The sequence below is a fragment of the Actinomadura kijaniata genome (genome assembly GCF_014138665.1).
Lineage (GTDB): Bacteria > Actinomycetota > Actinomycetes > Streptosporangiales > Streptosporangiaceae > Spirillospora > Spirillospora kijaniata.
Genome location: NZ_JACJIA010000007.1, coordinates 140,623 through 155,002, shown reverse-complemented (window position 1 = coordinate 155,002; position 14,380 = coordinate 140,623). Strand labels below are relative to the sequence as shown.

Genomic DNA, 14,380 nt, shown 5'->3' with positions numbered 1-14,380 from the left:
AGGGGTCGAGATGAGCGAGCGGTACCCGGACATCACCCGCGACGACGCCGGTGTCGTCCTCGTCAACGAGTGGAACGTGGGCACCCGCGACCGGCAGCGGGCCGGGGCCGACGCCGTCGCGCGGCTGTGGCGGGCGGAGCCGTTGCCGGAGCATGCCCTGTCGCTGAACCTCTACGTCAGCGACGACGGGACCTCCGTTCTCGCCTACAAGCAGTGGACGGACCTCGACGCCTACCGGGAGTTCGCCCGCACGGCCCGTTCGGCGCAGGCCGGCGAGGTCGCGCCCGGCATCACCCGGCACGAGCCGACCGCGTACCGGCTGTACCGCCACGGTCTCGGCGAGCAGGGGGCGGTTCCGGGGTCCATCGTGGTGGTGCAGTTCGAGACGCGGAACGAGACGGCGGCGCGCACGCTGGTGGACACCCTCTTCGACGTCTACGGGGACGAGGAGCCCGGGAAGGGCGCGATCGGGTCGCACTTCCACATCGCCGTGGACGGGTCGCGGATGCTCAACTACGCCGAGTTCGTCGACGCCGCGTCCCACGAGGCCCTCATCACGACCGAGACGAGCGGGAGCAGGCGGCTCACCAGCGTGCTCGCCGAGGTGGAGGGCATCACCCCGCTGGGCTTCCGGCGGTACACCCTGCACACCGCCGTCGCCCGCTGAAGGCCCCGGTGGCCGGACGGGAGGGCCCGGCGGTGTTGCAAAAGCCCTGGCCTACGGCGCTCGCCCTGGGGGCTCGCTTCTTACCAGGGCTTGGCGAGCGCGGCATCGCTTCGCGATCTGACCGGCGGGCCCTCGCCTCCGGCTTCGGGCCCGCCGGTCAGGTAACGCGCTCGCGTGCGCGGCTGAGGCCCGCTTGGAAACAGGCCCCTAGGCGACCGCGCCGTAGGCGCGGGCGAGGGCGAGGCTGTCCTCGTGGGGGATGTACCGGGTGATGCGGCCGTCCTCCACGGTGAGGTGGAAGGCGAACGGCGTCGCGAACAGCTCGCCGGTCGCCAGCACCCGCTGGCGCATGTATCCGAGGACGACGGCGTCCGGGCCCTCCACCAGGATCCGGTGGACGGTCAGTTCCTCGGCGCGCAGGTGGGTCGGCAGCGAGCGGAAGAACTCGGCGGCCTCGGCCCCGGTGGTGCGGCGTCCCGTCCACGGCACCTCGTCGGCGCCGTAGATGTCCCAGTCCACCTCGTCGGCGAACAGCTCGCCGATCCGGTCGAACTCGCCCGCTCCGGCGCGGCGGAAGAACTCCTCGACGACGTCCCTGGTCTTGCTCATCACAGCTCCTTTCGGTGGCGCCACCATATTGTATTGATCAGTCCAAAACAATTCGACGCGAGCGGCCCGTTGACCTTGCCGCGAGGTCAACGTGTCCACTGGGAGGGGTCGACGCGACGTCCCAGCCGCCACGAGAAAGGCGTCCGCCATGTCCACGCCCGCCCCGTCCCTGCCGTTCGACCGGCCGGATCCCCTGCGGCCGCCCGCCGTCTACGCCGAGCTGCGCGGCCGCGCGCCCGTCGCCGAGGTGACCGCTCCGGACGGGCGGCGGGCGTGGCTGGTCACCTCCTACGACGCCGCCGTGGCGGCGCTGACCGACCCCCGCCTCACGATGACTCCCCCGGGCGGCGGCACCGCCGGTGACACCACCCTGTTCCAGGACGGCGAGCCGCACACGCGGCTGCGCGGGCTGGTCGCGAAGGCGTTCACCCCCCGGAGCGTCGCGGCGCTGCGTCCGCGCGTCCGGGAGATGGCCGACGACCACGTCGCGGCGCTGGCCGCCGCCGGGCCGCCCGCCGACCTGGTCGCCGCACTCGCCGCCCCGCTGTCGCTCCAGGTCATCAGCGTCCTGCTCGGCGTGGCTATCGACGAACGCGAGCGCTTCCACGCGCTGGTGGAGGCGTTCGGCGCGGTGGAGCACTCCACCGGTGACGACCGGGAGGGCGTGGCCGAGGCGCTGCGGGCGTGGAACGAGTTCACCGGGTACGCCGCCGGGCTGGTCGCCGCCAAGCGCCGCGCCCCCGGCGACGACCTGCTCAGCGCCCTGATCCGGGTGCGCGACACCGGCGACGAGCGGCTCACCGACGACGAGCTGGTCGGCATGGTCGCCACGCTCGTCGCGGCGGGCTACCAGACGGCCCGCAACGCCATCGCGGTGGGCACGGTCCAGCTCGTCACCGAGGGGCTGCTCGCCGGGCTCGCCGACGCCCCGGGCCGGATGGAGGGCGTCGTGGAGGAGGTGCTGCGCCGGCTGGCCGGAGTGATCGCCGAGCCGTTCCCGCGCTGGGCGCGGACCGGCCTGGAGCTGGCGGGCGCGCCGATCGCGGCCGGTGACCTGGTCCTGGTCCGGCTGGAGGCGGCCAACCACGACCCCGCGTGCTTCACCGACCCCGGCCGGTTCCTGCCCGGCCGGTTCCCGTCCGGCCGGCCGTCCCCCCGCCCGCACCTGACGTTCGGCCGGGGGCCGCACCACTGCCTCGGGGCGTCGCTGGCCCGCGTCGAGCTGGCCGCGGCCTTCGACGCCCTCGCCCGGCGGCTGCCCGGCCTGCGGCTCCGGGTACCGCCCGAGGACCTCGACTGGGTGCGCGGCGAGACCGACGCGGGACCCACGTCCGTCCCCGTCACCTGGTGATCAGGCCTCCTCGGCGGCGCGCCGCTCGGTGGCCTCGATGTAGTCGGCGAGGGCCCGGCGGGAACGGAGGAGGGTCTCGATGTGCTCGTCCAGCACGCGCAGGCGTTCGCGCATGCCGTCCAGGAGTTCGGGGCACGGCTCCAGCTCGGGGACCGTGCCGGTGACGCAGGGGAGCATGAACGCGATGTCGTCGGTGGACAGCCCGGCGCCGAGCAGGCTCCTGATCTGGCCCACGGCCAGGACGGCGTCGTCGCCGTACTCGCGGTAGCCGCCGGAGCCCCGGCGCGGTTTGAGCAGGCCCTGCGCCTCGTAGTAGCGGAGCTGATGCGTGCGGACCCCGGTGCGCCGGCTCAGTTCCCCGATCAGCATGCCCGTCTCCCCTTGACCTTCATACCGGTGTGAACGTTGATGATCCTCCCATGTCCGCCCACCCACTCACAGGGAGCGAAGCATGGGTAACCACGAGAACCGCACGCCGGTGACGGTCATCGGCCTGGGGCTGATGGGCCGGGCGCTGGCCGGGGCGTTCCTGCGCGCCGGGCACCTCACGACCGTGTGGAACCGCACGGCGGCGAAGGCCGAACCCCTCGTCGCGCAGGGAGCGAGGCTGGCCGGTTCGCCCCGCGAGGCCGTCGCGGCCGGCCCGCTCGTGGTCGTCTGCGTGACCGACTACGACGCGGTGCGCGAGCTGCTCGAACCGCTGGAGGACGTCCTCGGCGACCGGGTCCTGGTGAACCTGACCTCGGGCACGTCCCGGCAGGCGCGGGAGACCGCCGCCTGGGCGGCGCGGCGGGGCGTCACCTACCTCGACGGCGCGATCATGGCCGCGCCCCAGGGGATCGGCACCGCGGACGCGCTCGTCTACTACAGCGGACCGCGATCGGCCTTCGACCTGCACGAACCGACCCTGCGGAGCCTCGGCGACGAGGCGACGCACCTCGGCGACGACCACGGCCTGCCCGCGCTGTACGGGGTGGCGGCGACGAGCGTGATGTGGGGCCTGCTGGACGGCTTCCTGCAAGGCGCCGCCCTGCTCGGCACGGCGGGCGTGGACGCCTCGACGTTCGCCGCGTTCACCCGCGAGAACATCGGGACCATCGTCGACTGGATGTCGGGCTACGCGCGGCAGATCGACGACGGCGCGTACACCGCCCTCGACGCCACGATCGAGATCCAGCTCGACGCGATGGCCCACCTCGTCCACGAGAGCGAGAGCGTCGGCGTCAGCGCCGACCTTCCGAGGTTCTTCAAGTCCCTGGGCGACCGCGCGGTGGCCGAGGGCCACGGCGGCGACGGCTACGCGGCGATGATCGAACTGTTCCGCAAGCCGTCGGCCGGTGTCCGGCACCAGCGGCGGGGAGGGGCGTCAACCCACAACGGTTAACGACTGCGTTCCCGTTGGCCTGATCCGCTACGACGGTGCACCGCCGCGACGCCAACGCTATTTCAAGAACCGGGTCCAGGATATCCACGAAATATACGGAACGAAGTTCTACAGTTTCACCGAGTCCGGCCGCGGGGATCAAATCCTCGGACCGAAGACATGAAATTCGGCCGAGCCAGTCCCACCCGAAAGGGGGCACACGATGGGCTGGATCACTTCCGCTCTCAAAGTGGCCCAGATAGCCGGACAGATACTCTCCCAGCTTCCCGCGCCGGAAAGGAACGAATTCGACGCGGACGACGAACCCTACCGCCCCGGAGGCGTCGAGGGGTACTGGGATCCCAAGTCGGGAACGCCGTACCTGCGAAGCGTCGCCGACCATCCGATCGGCCTCAACTTCGTGGACTTCATCGGAAGCGAGGGAAACCAGGGATACTCGTCGACCCTCATCCACCTCGACAAGAAGGGGCAGGGCTTCAACCCACGAAAGGAACTCCAGTTCTACCGCAACGGCGAGATGACGGTCTTCGACGCCTCGCCGCAGCCCGCCGGAGCAGGGGACGACGACAACTGGCGGCTGATCTCCTTCGGCGTCGTCCTCATCCTGGGCGCCGCGGCCACGGCGATCGCCGGCGGCATCAGCATCGGGGTGCGCCGCACCGCCGACCGGTCGGAGCTGTTCATCGAACGTCGCGGGACGAGCCTGCGCCAGGTCAAGCTGAACGTACGGGCCGGCACGCTCAAACTCACCTTCGCCGAGGACTCCGCGGCCCTGCTCAGCGACGCAACGCTGGCGTTCGCCCTGCCGAAGGACGCCGACGTCTCCCTCGGCGTCTCCGTGGACGGCCAGCTCCAGGTGGACGAGGCGACCTACCAGGCGCTGATCGAGCCGACCCTCGACCGGGTCATCGCACTCGACTGAGCATCCGTCCCACCGCACCGAAAGGCGGTACCACAGATGGAGACCACCACACCAGGAACGGAGTCGGTGGGGACACCGAACTTCGACGAGGAGATCCTCGAATCGACGATCAACGAGAAATACAACACCCAGTGCTGGATCAGCAGCGAAAGCGTCGGCGAGAACCTCAGCTACGAATTCCTCACCATGCCGGGAAGTTCCCCGAAAGCGATGGGGCACCAGCTCCTGGTATACGACAACCCGGAACCCTCGATTCCTCGGAGCAAGCGCCCGCGCGCCCAGACCGCGGTGTCCACCAACGACACCCGCGGTTCCGGCTACTTCGAGGACTCCAAAATCGGAATGGCGAGCTACGTCCTCGGCTACGCGACCGGCCCGGGACCCAAGCAGGTGGTCGCGCTGTCCTTCATTCCGGAGAGCGGCGGCAGAATCACCACGATCAATCCCGACCTCGGCAATCTCAAGGTCGGCATCAGCCACGTGAGCGTCGACTACACCCTGGCGCCGGGCGCGCTGCCGAACAGCGACGGAGACTACATCGGGATCAAGGAGGGCCAGAACTTCGTCGACCTGTACTGGGGGAACTTCCTCTGGTGGAACCGGGTCACCTCCAACGACTCCAGCGGCACCGCCTACATCAACAACACCAGCATCCTCCGCGGTAAGAGTTACCTGCTCGGTTACTACAAATCCGACTACTGCCGCGGCGACCTCGCCGTGGCCTGCCGGTTCTCGGTGAAGTAACCGGACCTCCGACGTCTGGCCGCGCCGTCGGCCAGACGTCCCGCCGCGTCCGGGACGGCCGGCGAAACGAAACGCGCCGGACGCCGCCGGACGGGCGGGACGGGGACGTGCGTCGCCTCCTGCGCCACCGGACCGTGGCCGCCCTTCGTCGACGGCCGGCCTCGGCCCGGTGGCGCTGGGCGGCGGGGCGGCCTCCGCCCTGGCGCCGGACGGTGATCGTGATCTGCGCCTCCCGGGCGACGGGCGGGATCCCAAGACCCGTCCCGGCCCCGTGCACCGGTTCCGCGGCGTTCAGACGGCGGTCTCGGGGTGGGGCGCGGGGGCGGCCGCCGGTGGCACGGGGGTGGGGGCCGGGCGGCGGCGGGGCATGCCGAGGGCGGCGAGCATGCCGGTGAACGCCAGGGCGGCGACCGCGCCCATCGCCGCCGCGAAGCCCTCGCTGAACTCCTCGGCCGACGCGTAGCCCCCGGTGCCCGCGAAGACGGCGACCGCGATCGCGACGCCGAACACCCCGCCGAGGATCCGCAGCATCATGAACGCGCCGGACGCCTGGCCGATCTCCTGGGGTCGCACCGCCCCGACCACCGCCTTCTGCGCCGCGGGCATCGCCATGGTCAGCCCGGCCCCGCCGACGACCAGCGCGGGCAGCAGTTCGAGGTAGCCGGTGCCCGCGTCGGCGACCAGGGCGATCCAGCCCGTGCCGGCGGTCTGGAGCAGCAGCCCGACGACCACGAACGTCCGCTCGCCGTACCGGTCGGCCAGCGCCCCGGCGATCGGCGCGCACACCATCAGCGTCGCGGTCCACGGCATCAGCCGCAGCCCGGCGCCGAGCGGTCCCTCGCCGAGGCCGGTCTGGAAGTACTGCGCGAGGAAGAACAGTGTGCCGTACAGCGAGGCGAACACGCAGAAGTTCGCCGGGTTGGCCGTCGCGAACGCCCTCACCCGGAAGAACCGCATCGGCAGCATCGGCGCCTTCGCGCGCCCTTCCCAGAGCACGAACGCGACCACCAGCGCGGCGCCGAGCACCAGCGCGCCCAGGACCTCCACGCTGCCCCAGCCCGCCGCGTTCCCGCGGACCAGGCCCCAGACGACGCCGAACGCGCCCAGGGTCACCAGCACCACCCCGGCCAGGTCGAACCGGTTGTTGGGGCCGACGCTCTCCTCGACGCGCCGCACCGACAGCACGATCGCGGCCAGGCCGACCGGCAGGTTCAGCCAGAAGATCCACTGCCAGGCCAGCCCCTCGGCGACGACGCCGCCGACGAACGGCCCGCTGAACGTCGCCAGGCCGGTGATGCCCAGGTACAGCCCCATCGCCCGGCCCCGCTGCCGCGGCGGGAACGCCGCGCTGATCAGGGTGAGCGACAGCGGCAGCACCATCGCGGCGCCGGCGCCCTGCAACGCCCGGGACGCGATCAGGGTCCCGATGTCCGGGGACAGGGCGCAGGCCGCCGACGCCAGGGTGAACACCGCCAGCCCGGCGACGAACACCCGGCGGCGGCCGAACCGGTCCCCCAGCGCCGCTCCGGTCAGCAGCAGCACCGCGAACGTCAGGTTGTAGGCGTTGACGGTCCATTCGAGCGATTCGATCGACGCCGTCAGATCCCTCCGGATCGTGCTCAGCGCCGTCGTCACGACCAGGCTGTCCAGCGCCATCATGAACGACGCCAGTGAGGCGAGTCCCAGCACCCATGCCTGCCTGGACGTCATCCGTCCTCCGTCGGCGCTCATCGTCCCTCCTCGAATCCCGCGCGCAGCGTCCGGGGAAGCCCGAACGCCGCCAGCAGCGAGTTGTCCAGGAACCGCGTCACCGCGGCGATCCGGTCTCCGGCCAGGGTCAGCACGATCACTCCGTGCGCGTGCAGGATCGGCGTCCGCGGGTCGCGCTGGTAGGCGCCGAACGCCGGCTGCCCGTTCGCCCGGGTCGGGACCAGCACGTGCCGGCGGCCGGGGCGGAGCGCGACCGTGGCCAGGAAGTGCCGGACGGTGTCGGTTCCCCGGTACTCCAGCGGCAGCGGCGGCATGGACAGCCGCGCGTCGTCGGTCAGCAGGGCGACGACCGCGTCGACGTCCCCGGCCTCGAACGCGCGGAGGAAGTCCGCCACGATCCGGCGCTCCCGCGGCGAGTCCGGCAGCGGGGCGCCCTCCCGGCCGGAGCCCGGCAGCTCCCGCGCCAGCGCGCCGCGCGCCCGTTTCAGCGCGCTGGTCACCGCGTTCTCGGTCGTGTCGAGGACGCGCGCCACCTCGGCGGCCCGGAACCCCAGCACGTCCCGCAGCACCAGCACCGCGCGCTGCCTCGGCGGCAGCTCCTGGAGCGCCGCCAGGAACGCCAGCGACACCGACTCCCTGGTCTCGTACCGCGCCTCCGGGCCGGGCGCCAGGTCGGCGATCTCGTCGAGCAGCGCGTCGGGGTACGGCTCCAGCCAGCTCGGCTCCGCCCGGCGGTGCGACGGCTCGGGCAACGGGACCTCCGGTCGGTAGTCCGCGTGTTCGGGCGGGCGGCGGGCCCCGGCCCGCAGCGCGTTGAGGCAGCGGTTGGTCGCGATCCGGTAGAGCCACGTCCGCAGCGACGCGCGTTCCTCGTAGCCGTCGATGCCGCGCCATGCCGCCAGCAGCGTCTCCTGGAGCAGGTCCTCGGCGTCCTGCACCGAGCCGAGGATGCGGTAGCAGTGCACCTGGAGTTCGCGGCGGTACGGCTCGACGAGCCCGCGGAACGCCTCGCCGTCCCCGCTCCGCGCCAGCGCCAGCAGATCGCCGGACGGCGGGATCCCTCGCATATCGGCTCCTTCTCTCCCGTGGTCCCTCTCGCATGGGTGGACACCGGCGGTACCGGAAAGTGGTCGGTCCGCACAGGTCCTCCCTTGCCGGGCGATACGGGACCGCTCCCGCGACCAGGGTCGGGGATGGCCGTTCCGTCCGGAGCGGCGACCGCGTCCTCCACACCTGGCGGCCCGGGGCGGCAACGAGACCGCCGCCTTCGCGCCGGAGGACTGCCACGACGGCCTCACCAACCCGCGCCCCTCGCTCTGCGAGGACTGACGGAGGGGTCTCAGGGTGCCTCCTCCCCGTCGAGGATCCGTCCGAGGACCCGGAGCAGGTCGTTCAGCGGGCCGGTGCTCTCGTGGGCGCGCCGGGCGACGAAGCGGTCGGGGCGGACCCAGGTGGAGCGGGGCGCCTCGGCGCCGTGGCCGCGCGGCCCGGGGGCGGTCGGGTGGAGGCCCGCGCCGAAGGCGGGCAGGGTGGTGTGGAGCGCGGCCAGGTGGCGCCCGGCGCGCAGGACCGTGCCGTCGGGGCGGACGAGGGCGGCGTCGGCGCGGCCCCGCCGCAGCCAGCGGTGCAGGGCGTCGCCCGGCCGGACGTGGACGAGCGCCGCTCCGCGCCGCTCGATCTCGGCCCGCTGCCAGGGGGACGGCGCGGTGGCCGTGACGACCGCGAAGCGGCCCGCGGCCACGTCGTCGAGGCGGCGGCCGTCGCCCAGCGGCGCGTTCGGGCACAGCCCGCCCGCCAGGCCGCGGCGCAGCGGCGGCCGCGCCACCAGGGCGGACCGGCGCAGCGCGGGGGTCTCGCCGTGCCGGACCTGGTCCCCGAGGCCGGGCACCAGGTGCAGGCGCGGCGCCACCACGCGGCGCAGCAGGTCGCCGAGCCCGCCGCCCTCGGTCATCGCGACGCCGACCAGCTTGGCCGTCCGGATCATGGCGCGGGCGTGGGGCTCGCGTTCGGCCTCGTAGCTGTCGAGCGAGGTCTCGGGCAGGGTCCCGGCGAGCACCCCGGCGAGCTTCCAGGCGAGGTTGGCCGCGTCGCGCATCCCCGCGCCCATGCCCTGGCCGATGAACGGCGGGGTGAGGTGGGCGGCGTCGCCGAGCAGGAACACCCGGCGGTCGCGCCACCGGTCGGCGATCCGCGCCCGGAAGGTGTACTCGGCCACCCGCACGACCTCCAGCCGCGAGGCGGGCACGTCCCCGGTCCACGGGGCGATCAGCGGGTGCAGCCGGTCCATCGTGCGGTAGTCGTCGGCGGTCTCGCCGGGCGCCAGCCGGAACTCCCAGCGGTGGCGGGTCTCTCCGACGCGCATGTAGGTGGCGGCGCGGACCGGGTGGCAGACCTGGTGGACGCCCTCCCACGCGCCGAGGTCGGCGGTGGTGGCCACGTCCACGACGAGCCAGCGTTGCGCGAAGTCCAGGTCCCGCATGGTGGCGCCGATCGCGGACCTGGTCAGGCTGTTGGCGCCGTCGCACCCCAGGACGTGGCGCGCGTGGACCGGGAGGCGCTCCCCGGTGGCCCGGTCGGTGACGTCGAGCCGCACGCCGCCGGCGTCCTGGGTCAGGGCGGTGACCTCCGCGCCGCCCCGGAGGGTGACGGTGGGGTGGCGCTCGAGGTTGGCCCGCAGGAGCGCCTCCAGCTCGGGCTGGTCGAACAGGCTGGACTCGGGGTGGCCGTGCCTGCCGTTCACCGTCGCGCGCCGGAACTCGGCCAGCACGCGCCCGGTCCGGTCGAGCAGGCGCAGCCCCGGGCACGGGCGGGAGATCGCGGCGAACTCCGCGCCGACCCCGAGGCGGGCGAGGACGCGGTGGACCTCCTCGTCGAGGGCGACGGCCCGGGGCCGCGGGTAGATCGACTCCCAGCGGTCGAGGACCAGGCACTCGACGCCGTACCGGCCGAGCAGGGTCGCGGCGGTCAGGCCGGTGGGGCCCGCGCCGACGACGACCACGGGCACCGTCGTCACGGCGTCACCTCCAGGCGCCATCCGAGCGCGTAGCGGCCGAGGACCGCCTCGACGGCCGTCTGGTCGGCCGGCGCGGAGACCTTCACGACCGCCGTGACGGATCCGTCGTGGACGGCGGTCTCGACGTCGTGGACGCCGGGCGTCCCGTCGAGCGCCCCGAGCAGCTCGTCGCGGGCGGCGTCCGCGCGCAGCGCGGGCTTGTACGGCTTGCCGACGTCGGTGAGGGGCAGCGCGTCGACGACGGTGACGGCCTTCGGGACGGCGGCGGGCTCGGTGATCCGCTCGCTCGCCCAGGCGCGCAGCTCCGGCCCGGTCACCCCGGCGCCGGGCGCGAGGGTCACGTAGGCGACGGGGACCTCACCGGCGCGGGCGTCGGGCCGTCCGTCCGCGCCGGCCCCGGTGACCTGCGGGTGGGCGAGCAGGGCGTCCTCGATGACGGCCGGGTCGATGTTGTGGCCGCCGCGGATGATGAGGTCCTTGGCCCGCCCGGCGAGGTGGACGAACCCGTCGGCGTCGACGCTGCCGAGGTCCCCGGTGTCCAGCCAGCCGTCGACCAGCGCGCCGAGGCCGTCCAGGACGGGGCCGTGCCCGTCGTGCCCGGTGACGTAGCCGGGGAAGACCGCCGGGCCGCTGATCGCCAGCACGCCGGTCTCCCCGGCGGGCAGGTCCCGCCACGCGCCGTCCGCGCCGATCCGCACCGCCTTGATGCGCTGGTAGGGCAGGCGCTGCCCGACCGTCCCGGGCCGCGGCGCGCCGGGGAACCCGCGCGCGCTGGCGCAGGTCGCCTCGGTCAGCCCGTACCCCTCGACCAGGGGCACGCCGGTGTGGGCCTGGAAGCCGTCCCGGACCGCGCCGGGCAGCGGCGAGGCGCCCACCGCGGCGAGCCGCAGGCTGCCGATGTCGGCGTCGACCGGGCACTGCGCGAGAACGGCGTACACGGTGGGCACCGCGCTCATCGCGGCGATCCGGTAGTGCTCGACGATCTTCCAGTACGCGCCGTACAGCGCCGGGTCGCGGTAGCCGAGCGGACCGGCCCACACCGCGCCCTGCCCCCGGAACAGCGGGGCCAGCACGGTGACCACGAGCGCGTTGACGTGGAACAGCGGCAGAGCCGCGAACACCGCCGCGTCGTCGTCGAACCAGGAGTCGGCGGCCAGCATCCAGGCGTCGGCGACCTGGTTGGCGTGCGTGTGCGCGGCCAGCTTGGGGGCGCCGGTGGTGCCGCCGGTGTGGAACAGCGCGGCCAGGTCCGACGGGGCGGGCGGGTCGCCGCCGAACGCGGCCGCGTCCTCGGCGGCGGCCAGTTCCTCCAGGTACCCGACGCGCACGCCGTCGATGCCGGGCAGGGGCGCGGGGGCGCCGCGCGCCCCGGTGGGGCGGAGCGCCAGGACGGCCTCCAGCGGGCCGTCGGCGGCGAGCGCCCGAGCGGCGTCCCAGGTGTCCGGGGCGAGTTCGGGCCCGGCGGTCACCAGCACGCGCGCGCCCGAGCGGCGGGCGAGCCCGGCGAGGTGGTCGCGCGACAGGTTCCCGTTCAGCGGGGCCGCGATCCCGGCGAGCTGCGCGGCGAGCGTGGCGGTGATCAGCTCGGCGCAGTTGGGCGCCGTCAGGGCGACCGTGTCGCCCCGCCGCACGCCGAGGGCGCGCAGCGCGTTCGCGTACCGGTGGACGTCGGCCAGCAGCTCGGCGAAGGTCCGGCGCAGCGGCTCCCGCCAGCGGGCGGCCTCCGGCAGGACGGTGAGGGCGGTGCGGCCGGGCCACCGGGTCGCGGCCCGCGCGAGCAGCGCGTAGGTGGACCCGGGCAGGCCGCGCGCCTCCAGCGGCACGGCCTCGATGTCCGCCAGGTCGTCCGGTCCGGTGTAGGCGGGCCACAGCAGGTCGTCGGTCATCGGGCGTCCCTCACGGTCGTGCGCTGCGTGCCCAGGTCGATCGCGCCGTCGTCGGTGGCGACCGAGGCCTCGACGACGTCGCCGTCCCGCAGGTAGCGGGGATTACGTGCTTCGGTCTTGAAGAACAGCCGCCAGCGGGTCGCGTCGGGCAGCAGCGAGGAGAGCTTCTGGACGGGCTTGGGCGGCGCGCTCAGGGCGGTGCCGACGGGGGTGCCGGTCAGCAGCAGGTCACCGGGGTCGAGCCGCTGGAAGCGGGCCAGCGCGCGCAGCGCCTCGACCGGCCGGTGGATCATGTCGGCCGCGGTCCGGTCCTGGCGGGGCTCGCCGTTGACGCGCAGCCTCAGCCGCAGGTCGGCGAACCGCCTCAGCTCGTCGGCGTCCAGCAGCACCAGCGCCGGGCCGACCGGGGTGAAGGTCGGGTAGGACTTCGACTCGTAGAACTGCGTCTTGGGGAGTTGCAGGTCGCGCGCGGAGACGTCGTTGGCGACCACCAGCCCGGCGACCGCGTCGGCCAGGTCGTCGACCGCGGCGCCGACCGGCACGGGACGGCCGATGACGAGGCCGATCTCCACCTCGTAGTCCAGCAGCCGGACGTGCGCGGGCCTGACGATGTCCTCGCGGGGGCCGCTGATCGAGCCGGACGACTTGCGGAAGAACGTCAGCGGCACCGCCTTCGGGTCCAGGCCCGCGTCGGCGGCGTGCGAGGCGAAGTTCGTCATCTGCGCGACCACCCGGCAGGGCGCGGTGACCGGCGAGACGAGCGACAGCTCCTCGACGGGAACGGTGGCGGCGCCCGCGGCGGCGGCGTCGATCGCCTCCCGGTCGGCGAGCAGCCGCGCGGTGGAATCGGCGGCGGTGTCGATCGGGGCGGCGCCCGAGGGGGTGACCGCGTACCAGGCGTCGGCGGTGCGGAGGACGGAGATGCTCATGAGGTGGCCACTTTCAGCAGGCCGCGAAGGCGGTGGAGGTCGAACTCGTTGTCCTCGCGCAGCGCGCCGAGCATCGCGCGCAGCTCGCGCAGCGCGTCCCGGCCGGGGCTGACGCCGAGGAAGTCCCGGGTGGCGGGCGGCCCCCACTGGGCCAGGCCGGAGGCGGTCATCGGCGCCCAGCCGGGTTCGAGGGTGTGGTCGAACAGGTCCCCGTCGCTGAAGTGCTCGACCAGGAACCCGTCCGGGTCGCGCCAGTAGTCGAAGATCTGGCTGCCCTGGATGTGCCGGCCGATGCCCCAGGAGCGCCGGTAGCCCCGTTCGCGCAGGTACTCGCCGCCGGCGGCCAGCGCGTCCAGGTCGGCGACCTGGTAGGCCGAGTGCACGTACCGGTCGGCCGGGCCGAGCGCCAGGGCCAGCGTGTGGTGGTCGGCCGGCGTGCGGCCGCGGTCGCAGCGGACGAAGCTCATGACCGGGCCGCGGTCGCGCTGCCCGGGGAAGTACAGGAAGTCGCTGACGATCAGGCCCAGGTGCTCCAGGTACCAGTTCAGCGTCTCCAGGTAGCGGGTGGTCTGGAGCACGACGTGGCCGAGCCGCCGCACCCGGGCCGGTTCGCGCGGCGGGCGCTGGGCGGCGTTGGTCCGGGCGGCGCCGTGCCCGGCGTTGATCGTGAGCGGCCGCTGTTCCGGCAGCCCGGGGTGGACGAGGGTGTCGGAGACGACGCGCACCCGCGCCCCGTTCGGGTCCGCCAGGTCGACCGTGACGCCGCCCAGGCTCTCGGGCAGCGGGGCGATCGCCCGCCCGGTCGCCTCCGCGAGCCGCAGCACGTCCTGCTGGTCGGCGGCCAGGAAGGCGGGGCCGACGAACCGCGACCGGGGCCCCCGGCGGACGAGCACGCACGGCGCCCCCGGGTCCGTGCCGCGCAGGTGCAGCTCGTCGGCGGTGCGCAGCAGGGTCGTGAAGCCGAAGGCGAGGGCGAACCGTTCGGCCCGGTCCAGGTCGGGCTTGCGGAACTCCAGCCACGCCAGGTCGCGCACCTTCACCACCGGGTCCCTCGCCCGGCCGGGATGCTCGCCGCGCAGGGCGCCCCGTTCGCTGTGCAGATCGGTATGCGGGTCACGCCGGTCGGTCACCGCCCACCCCCTTCTCATTTCTGATGAAATCGTCA

13 protein-coding genes are annotated in these 14,380 nt (G+C 73.9%); 5 read left to right on the top strand and 8 right to left on the bottom strand.

Translation table 11 applies throughout. The features are described 5' to 3' along the window. Nucleotides 1–10: 10 nt before the first annotated feature. A complete protein-coding gene (locus HNR61_RS25910) occupies nucleotides 11–667 on the top strand; it encodes an antibiotic biosynthesis monooxygenase (protein ID WP_182845790.1) in 657 nt (218 codons plus the stop codon). Between the two features lie 207 nt (nucleotides 668–874). Here the strand turns inward: HNR61_RS25910 and HNR61_RS25905 are convergent, their stop codons facing one another. Further along, the gene (locus tag HNR61_RS25905) at nucleotides 875–1,276 is read right to left on the bottom strand and encodes a nuclear transport factor 2 family protein (protein ID WP_084000571.1); all 402 of its coding nucleotides are present in this window, start codon (nucleotides 1,274–1,276) and stop codon (nucleotides 875–877) included. Nucleotides 1,277–1,424: 148 nt separating this feature from the next. On the opposite strand from HNR61_RS25905, the gene HNR61_RS25900 reads away from it, so the two are divergent. Continuing rightward, nucleotides 1,425–2,627, top strand: a complete 1,203-nt coding sequence (locus tag HNR61_RS25900) for a cytochrome P450 (protein ID WP_182845789.1) — start codon at nucleotides 1,425–1,427, stop codon at nucleotides 2,625–2,627. Here the strand turns inward: HNR61_RS25900 and HNR61_RS25895 are convergent, their stop codons facing one another. Then, complete coding sequence (locus HNR61_RS25895; RefSeq protein WP_067827908.1) at nucleotides 2,628–2,996, bottom strand: MerR family transcriptional regulator; 369 nt, start codon at nucleotides 2,994–2,996, stop codon at nucleotides 2,628–2,630. Between the two features lie 82 nt (nucleotides 2,997–3,078). On the opposite strand from HNR61_RS25895, the gene HNR61_RS25890 reads away from it, so the two are divergent. The 3 genes from HNR61_RS25890 (at nucleotide 3,079) to HNR61_RS25880 (ending at nucleotide 5,677) form a co-directional block, all read left to right on the top strand. After that, nucleotides 3,079–4,011, top strand: a complete 933-nt coding sequence (locus HNR61_RS25890; protein ID WP_182845788.1) for an NAD(P)-dependent oxidoreductase — start codon at nucleotides 3,079–3,081, stop codon at nucleotides 4,009–4,011. A 202-nt stretch (nucleotides 4,012–4,213) separates the two neighbouring features. After that, nucleotides 4,214–4,933 carry a hypothetical protein gene (locus tag HNR61_RS25885; protein ID WP_182845787.1) on the top strand — a complete coding sequence of 240 codons (720 nt, stop codon included), beginning with the start codon at nucleotides 4,214–4,216 and terminating at the stop codon, nucleotides 4,931–4,933. 36 nt (nucleotides 4,934–4,969) lie between these two features. Continuing rightward, nucleotides 4,970–5,677 (top strand): hypothetical protein, encoded by a 708-nt coding sequence (locus tag HNR61_RS25880; protein ID WP_182845786.1) that lies wholly within the window; start codon nucleotides 4,970–4,972, stop codon nucleotides 5,675–5,677. Between the two features lie 291 nt (nucleotides 5,678–5,968). On the opposite strand, the gene HNR61_RS25875 is transcribed toward HNR61_RS25880, so the two are convergent. From HNR61_RS25875 to HNR61_RS25850, 6 genes are all read right to left on the bottom strand, one after another. Then, nucleotides 5,969–7,408: a DHA2 family efflux MFS transporter permease subunit gene (locus HNR61_RS25875; protein ID WP_220509799.1), complete on the bottom strand. Its 1,440-nt coding sequence runs from the start codon at nucleotides 7,406–7,408 to the stop codon at nucleotides 5,969–5,971. Further along, nucleotides 7,405–8,454 carry a sigma-70 family RNA polymerase sigma factor gene (locus tag HNR61_RS25870; RefSeq protein WP_182845785.1) on the bottom strand — a complete coding sequence of 350 codons (1,050 nt, stop codon included), beginning with the start codon at nucleotides 8,452–8,454 and terminating at the stop codon, nucleotides 7,405–7,407. Before HNR61_RS25870 ends, HNR61_RS25875 begins: the two co-directional genes overlap by 4 nt. Nucleotides 8,455–8,726: 272 nt before the next feature. After that, on the bottom strand, nucleotides 8,727–10,400 hold the full coding sequence (gene mhpA, locus HNR61_RS25865; protein WP_312898099.1) for a bifunctional 3-(3-hydroxy-phenyl)propionate/3-hydroxycinnamic acid hydroxylase MhpA: 1,674 nt from the start codon (nucleotides 10,398–10,400) through the stop codon (nucleotides 8,727–8,729). Further along, nucleotides 10,397–12,286: an acyl-CoA synthetase gene (locus tag HNR61_RS25860; protein ID WP_182845783.1), complete on the bottom strand. Its 1,890-nt coding sequence runs from the start codon at nucleotides 12,284–12,286 to the stop codon at nucleotides 10,397–10,399. The genes mhpA and HNR61_RS25860 overlap by 4 nt, the downstream gene beginning before the upstream one ends. Continuing rightward, entirely contained in the window at nucleotides 12,283–13,215 is a 933-nt protein-coding gene (locus HNR61_RS25855; RefSeq protein ID WP_182845782.1) for a fumarylacetoacetate hydrolase family protein, read from the bottom strand. The genes HNR61_RS25860 and HNR61_RS25855 overlap by 4 nt, the downstream gene beginning before the upstream one ends. Continuing rightward, nucleotides 13,212–14,345, bottom strand: a complete 1,134-nt coding sequence (locus HNR61_RS25850) for a VOC family protein (RefSeq protein ID WP_182845781.1) — start codon at nucleotides 14,343–14,345, stop codon at nucleotides 13,212–13,214. Before HNR61_RS25850 ends, HNR61_RS25855 begins: the two co-directional genes overlap by 4 nt. Nucleotides 14,346–14,380: the final 35 nt, after the last annotated feature.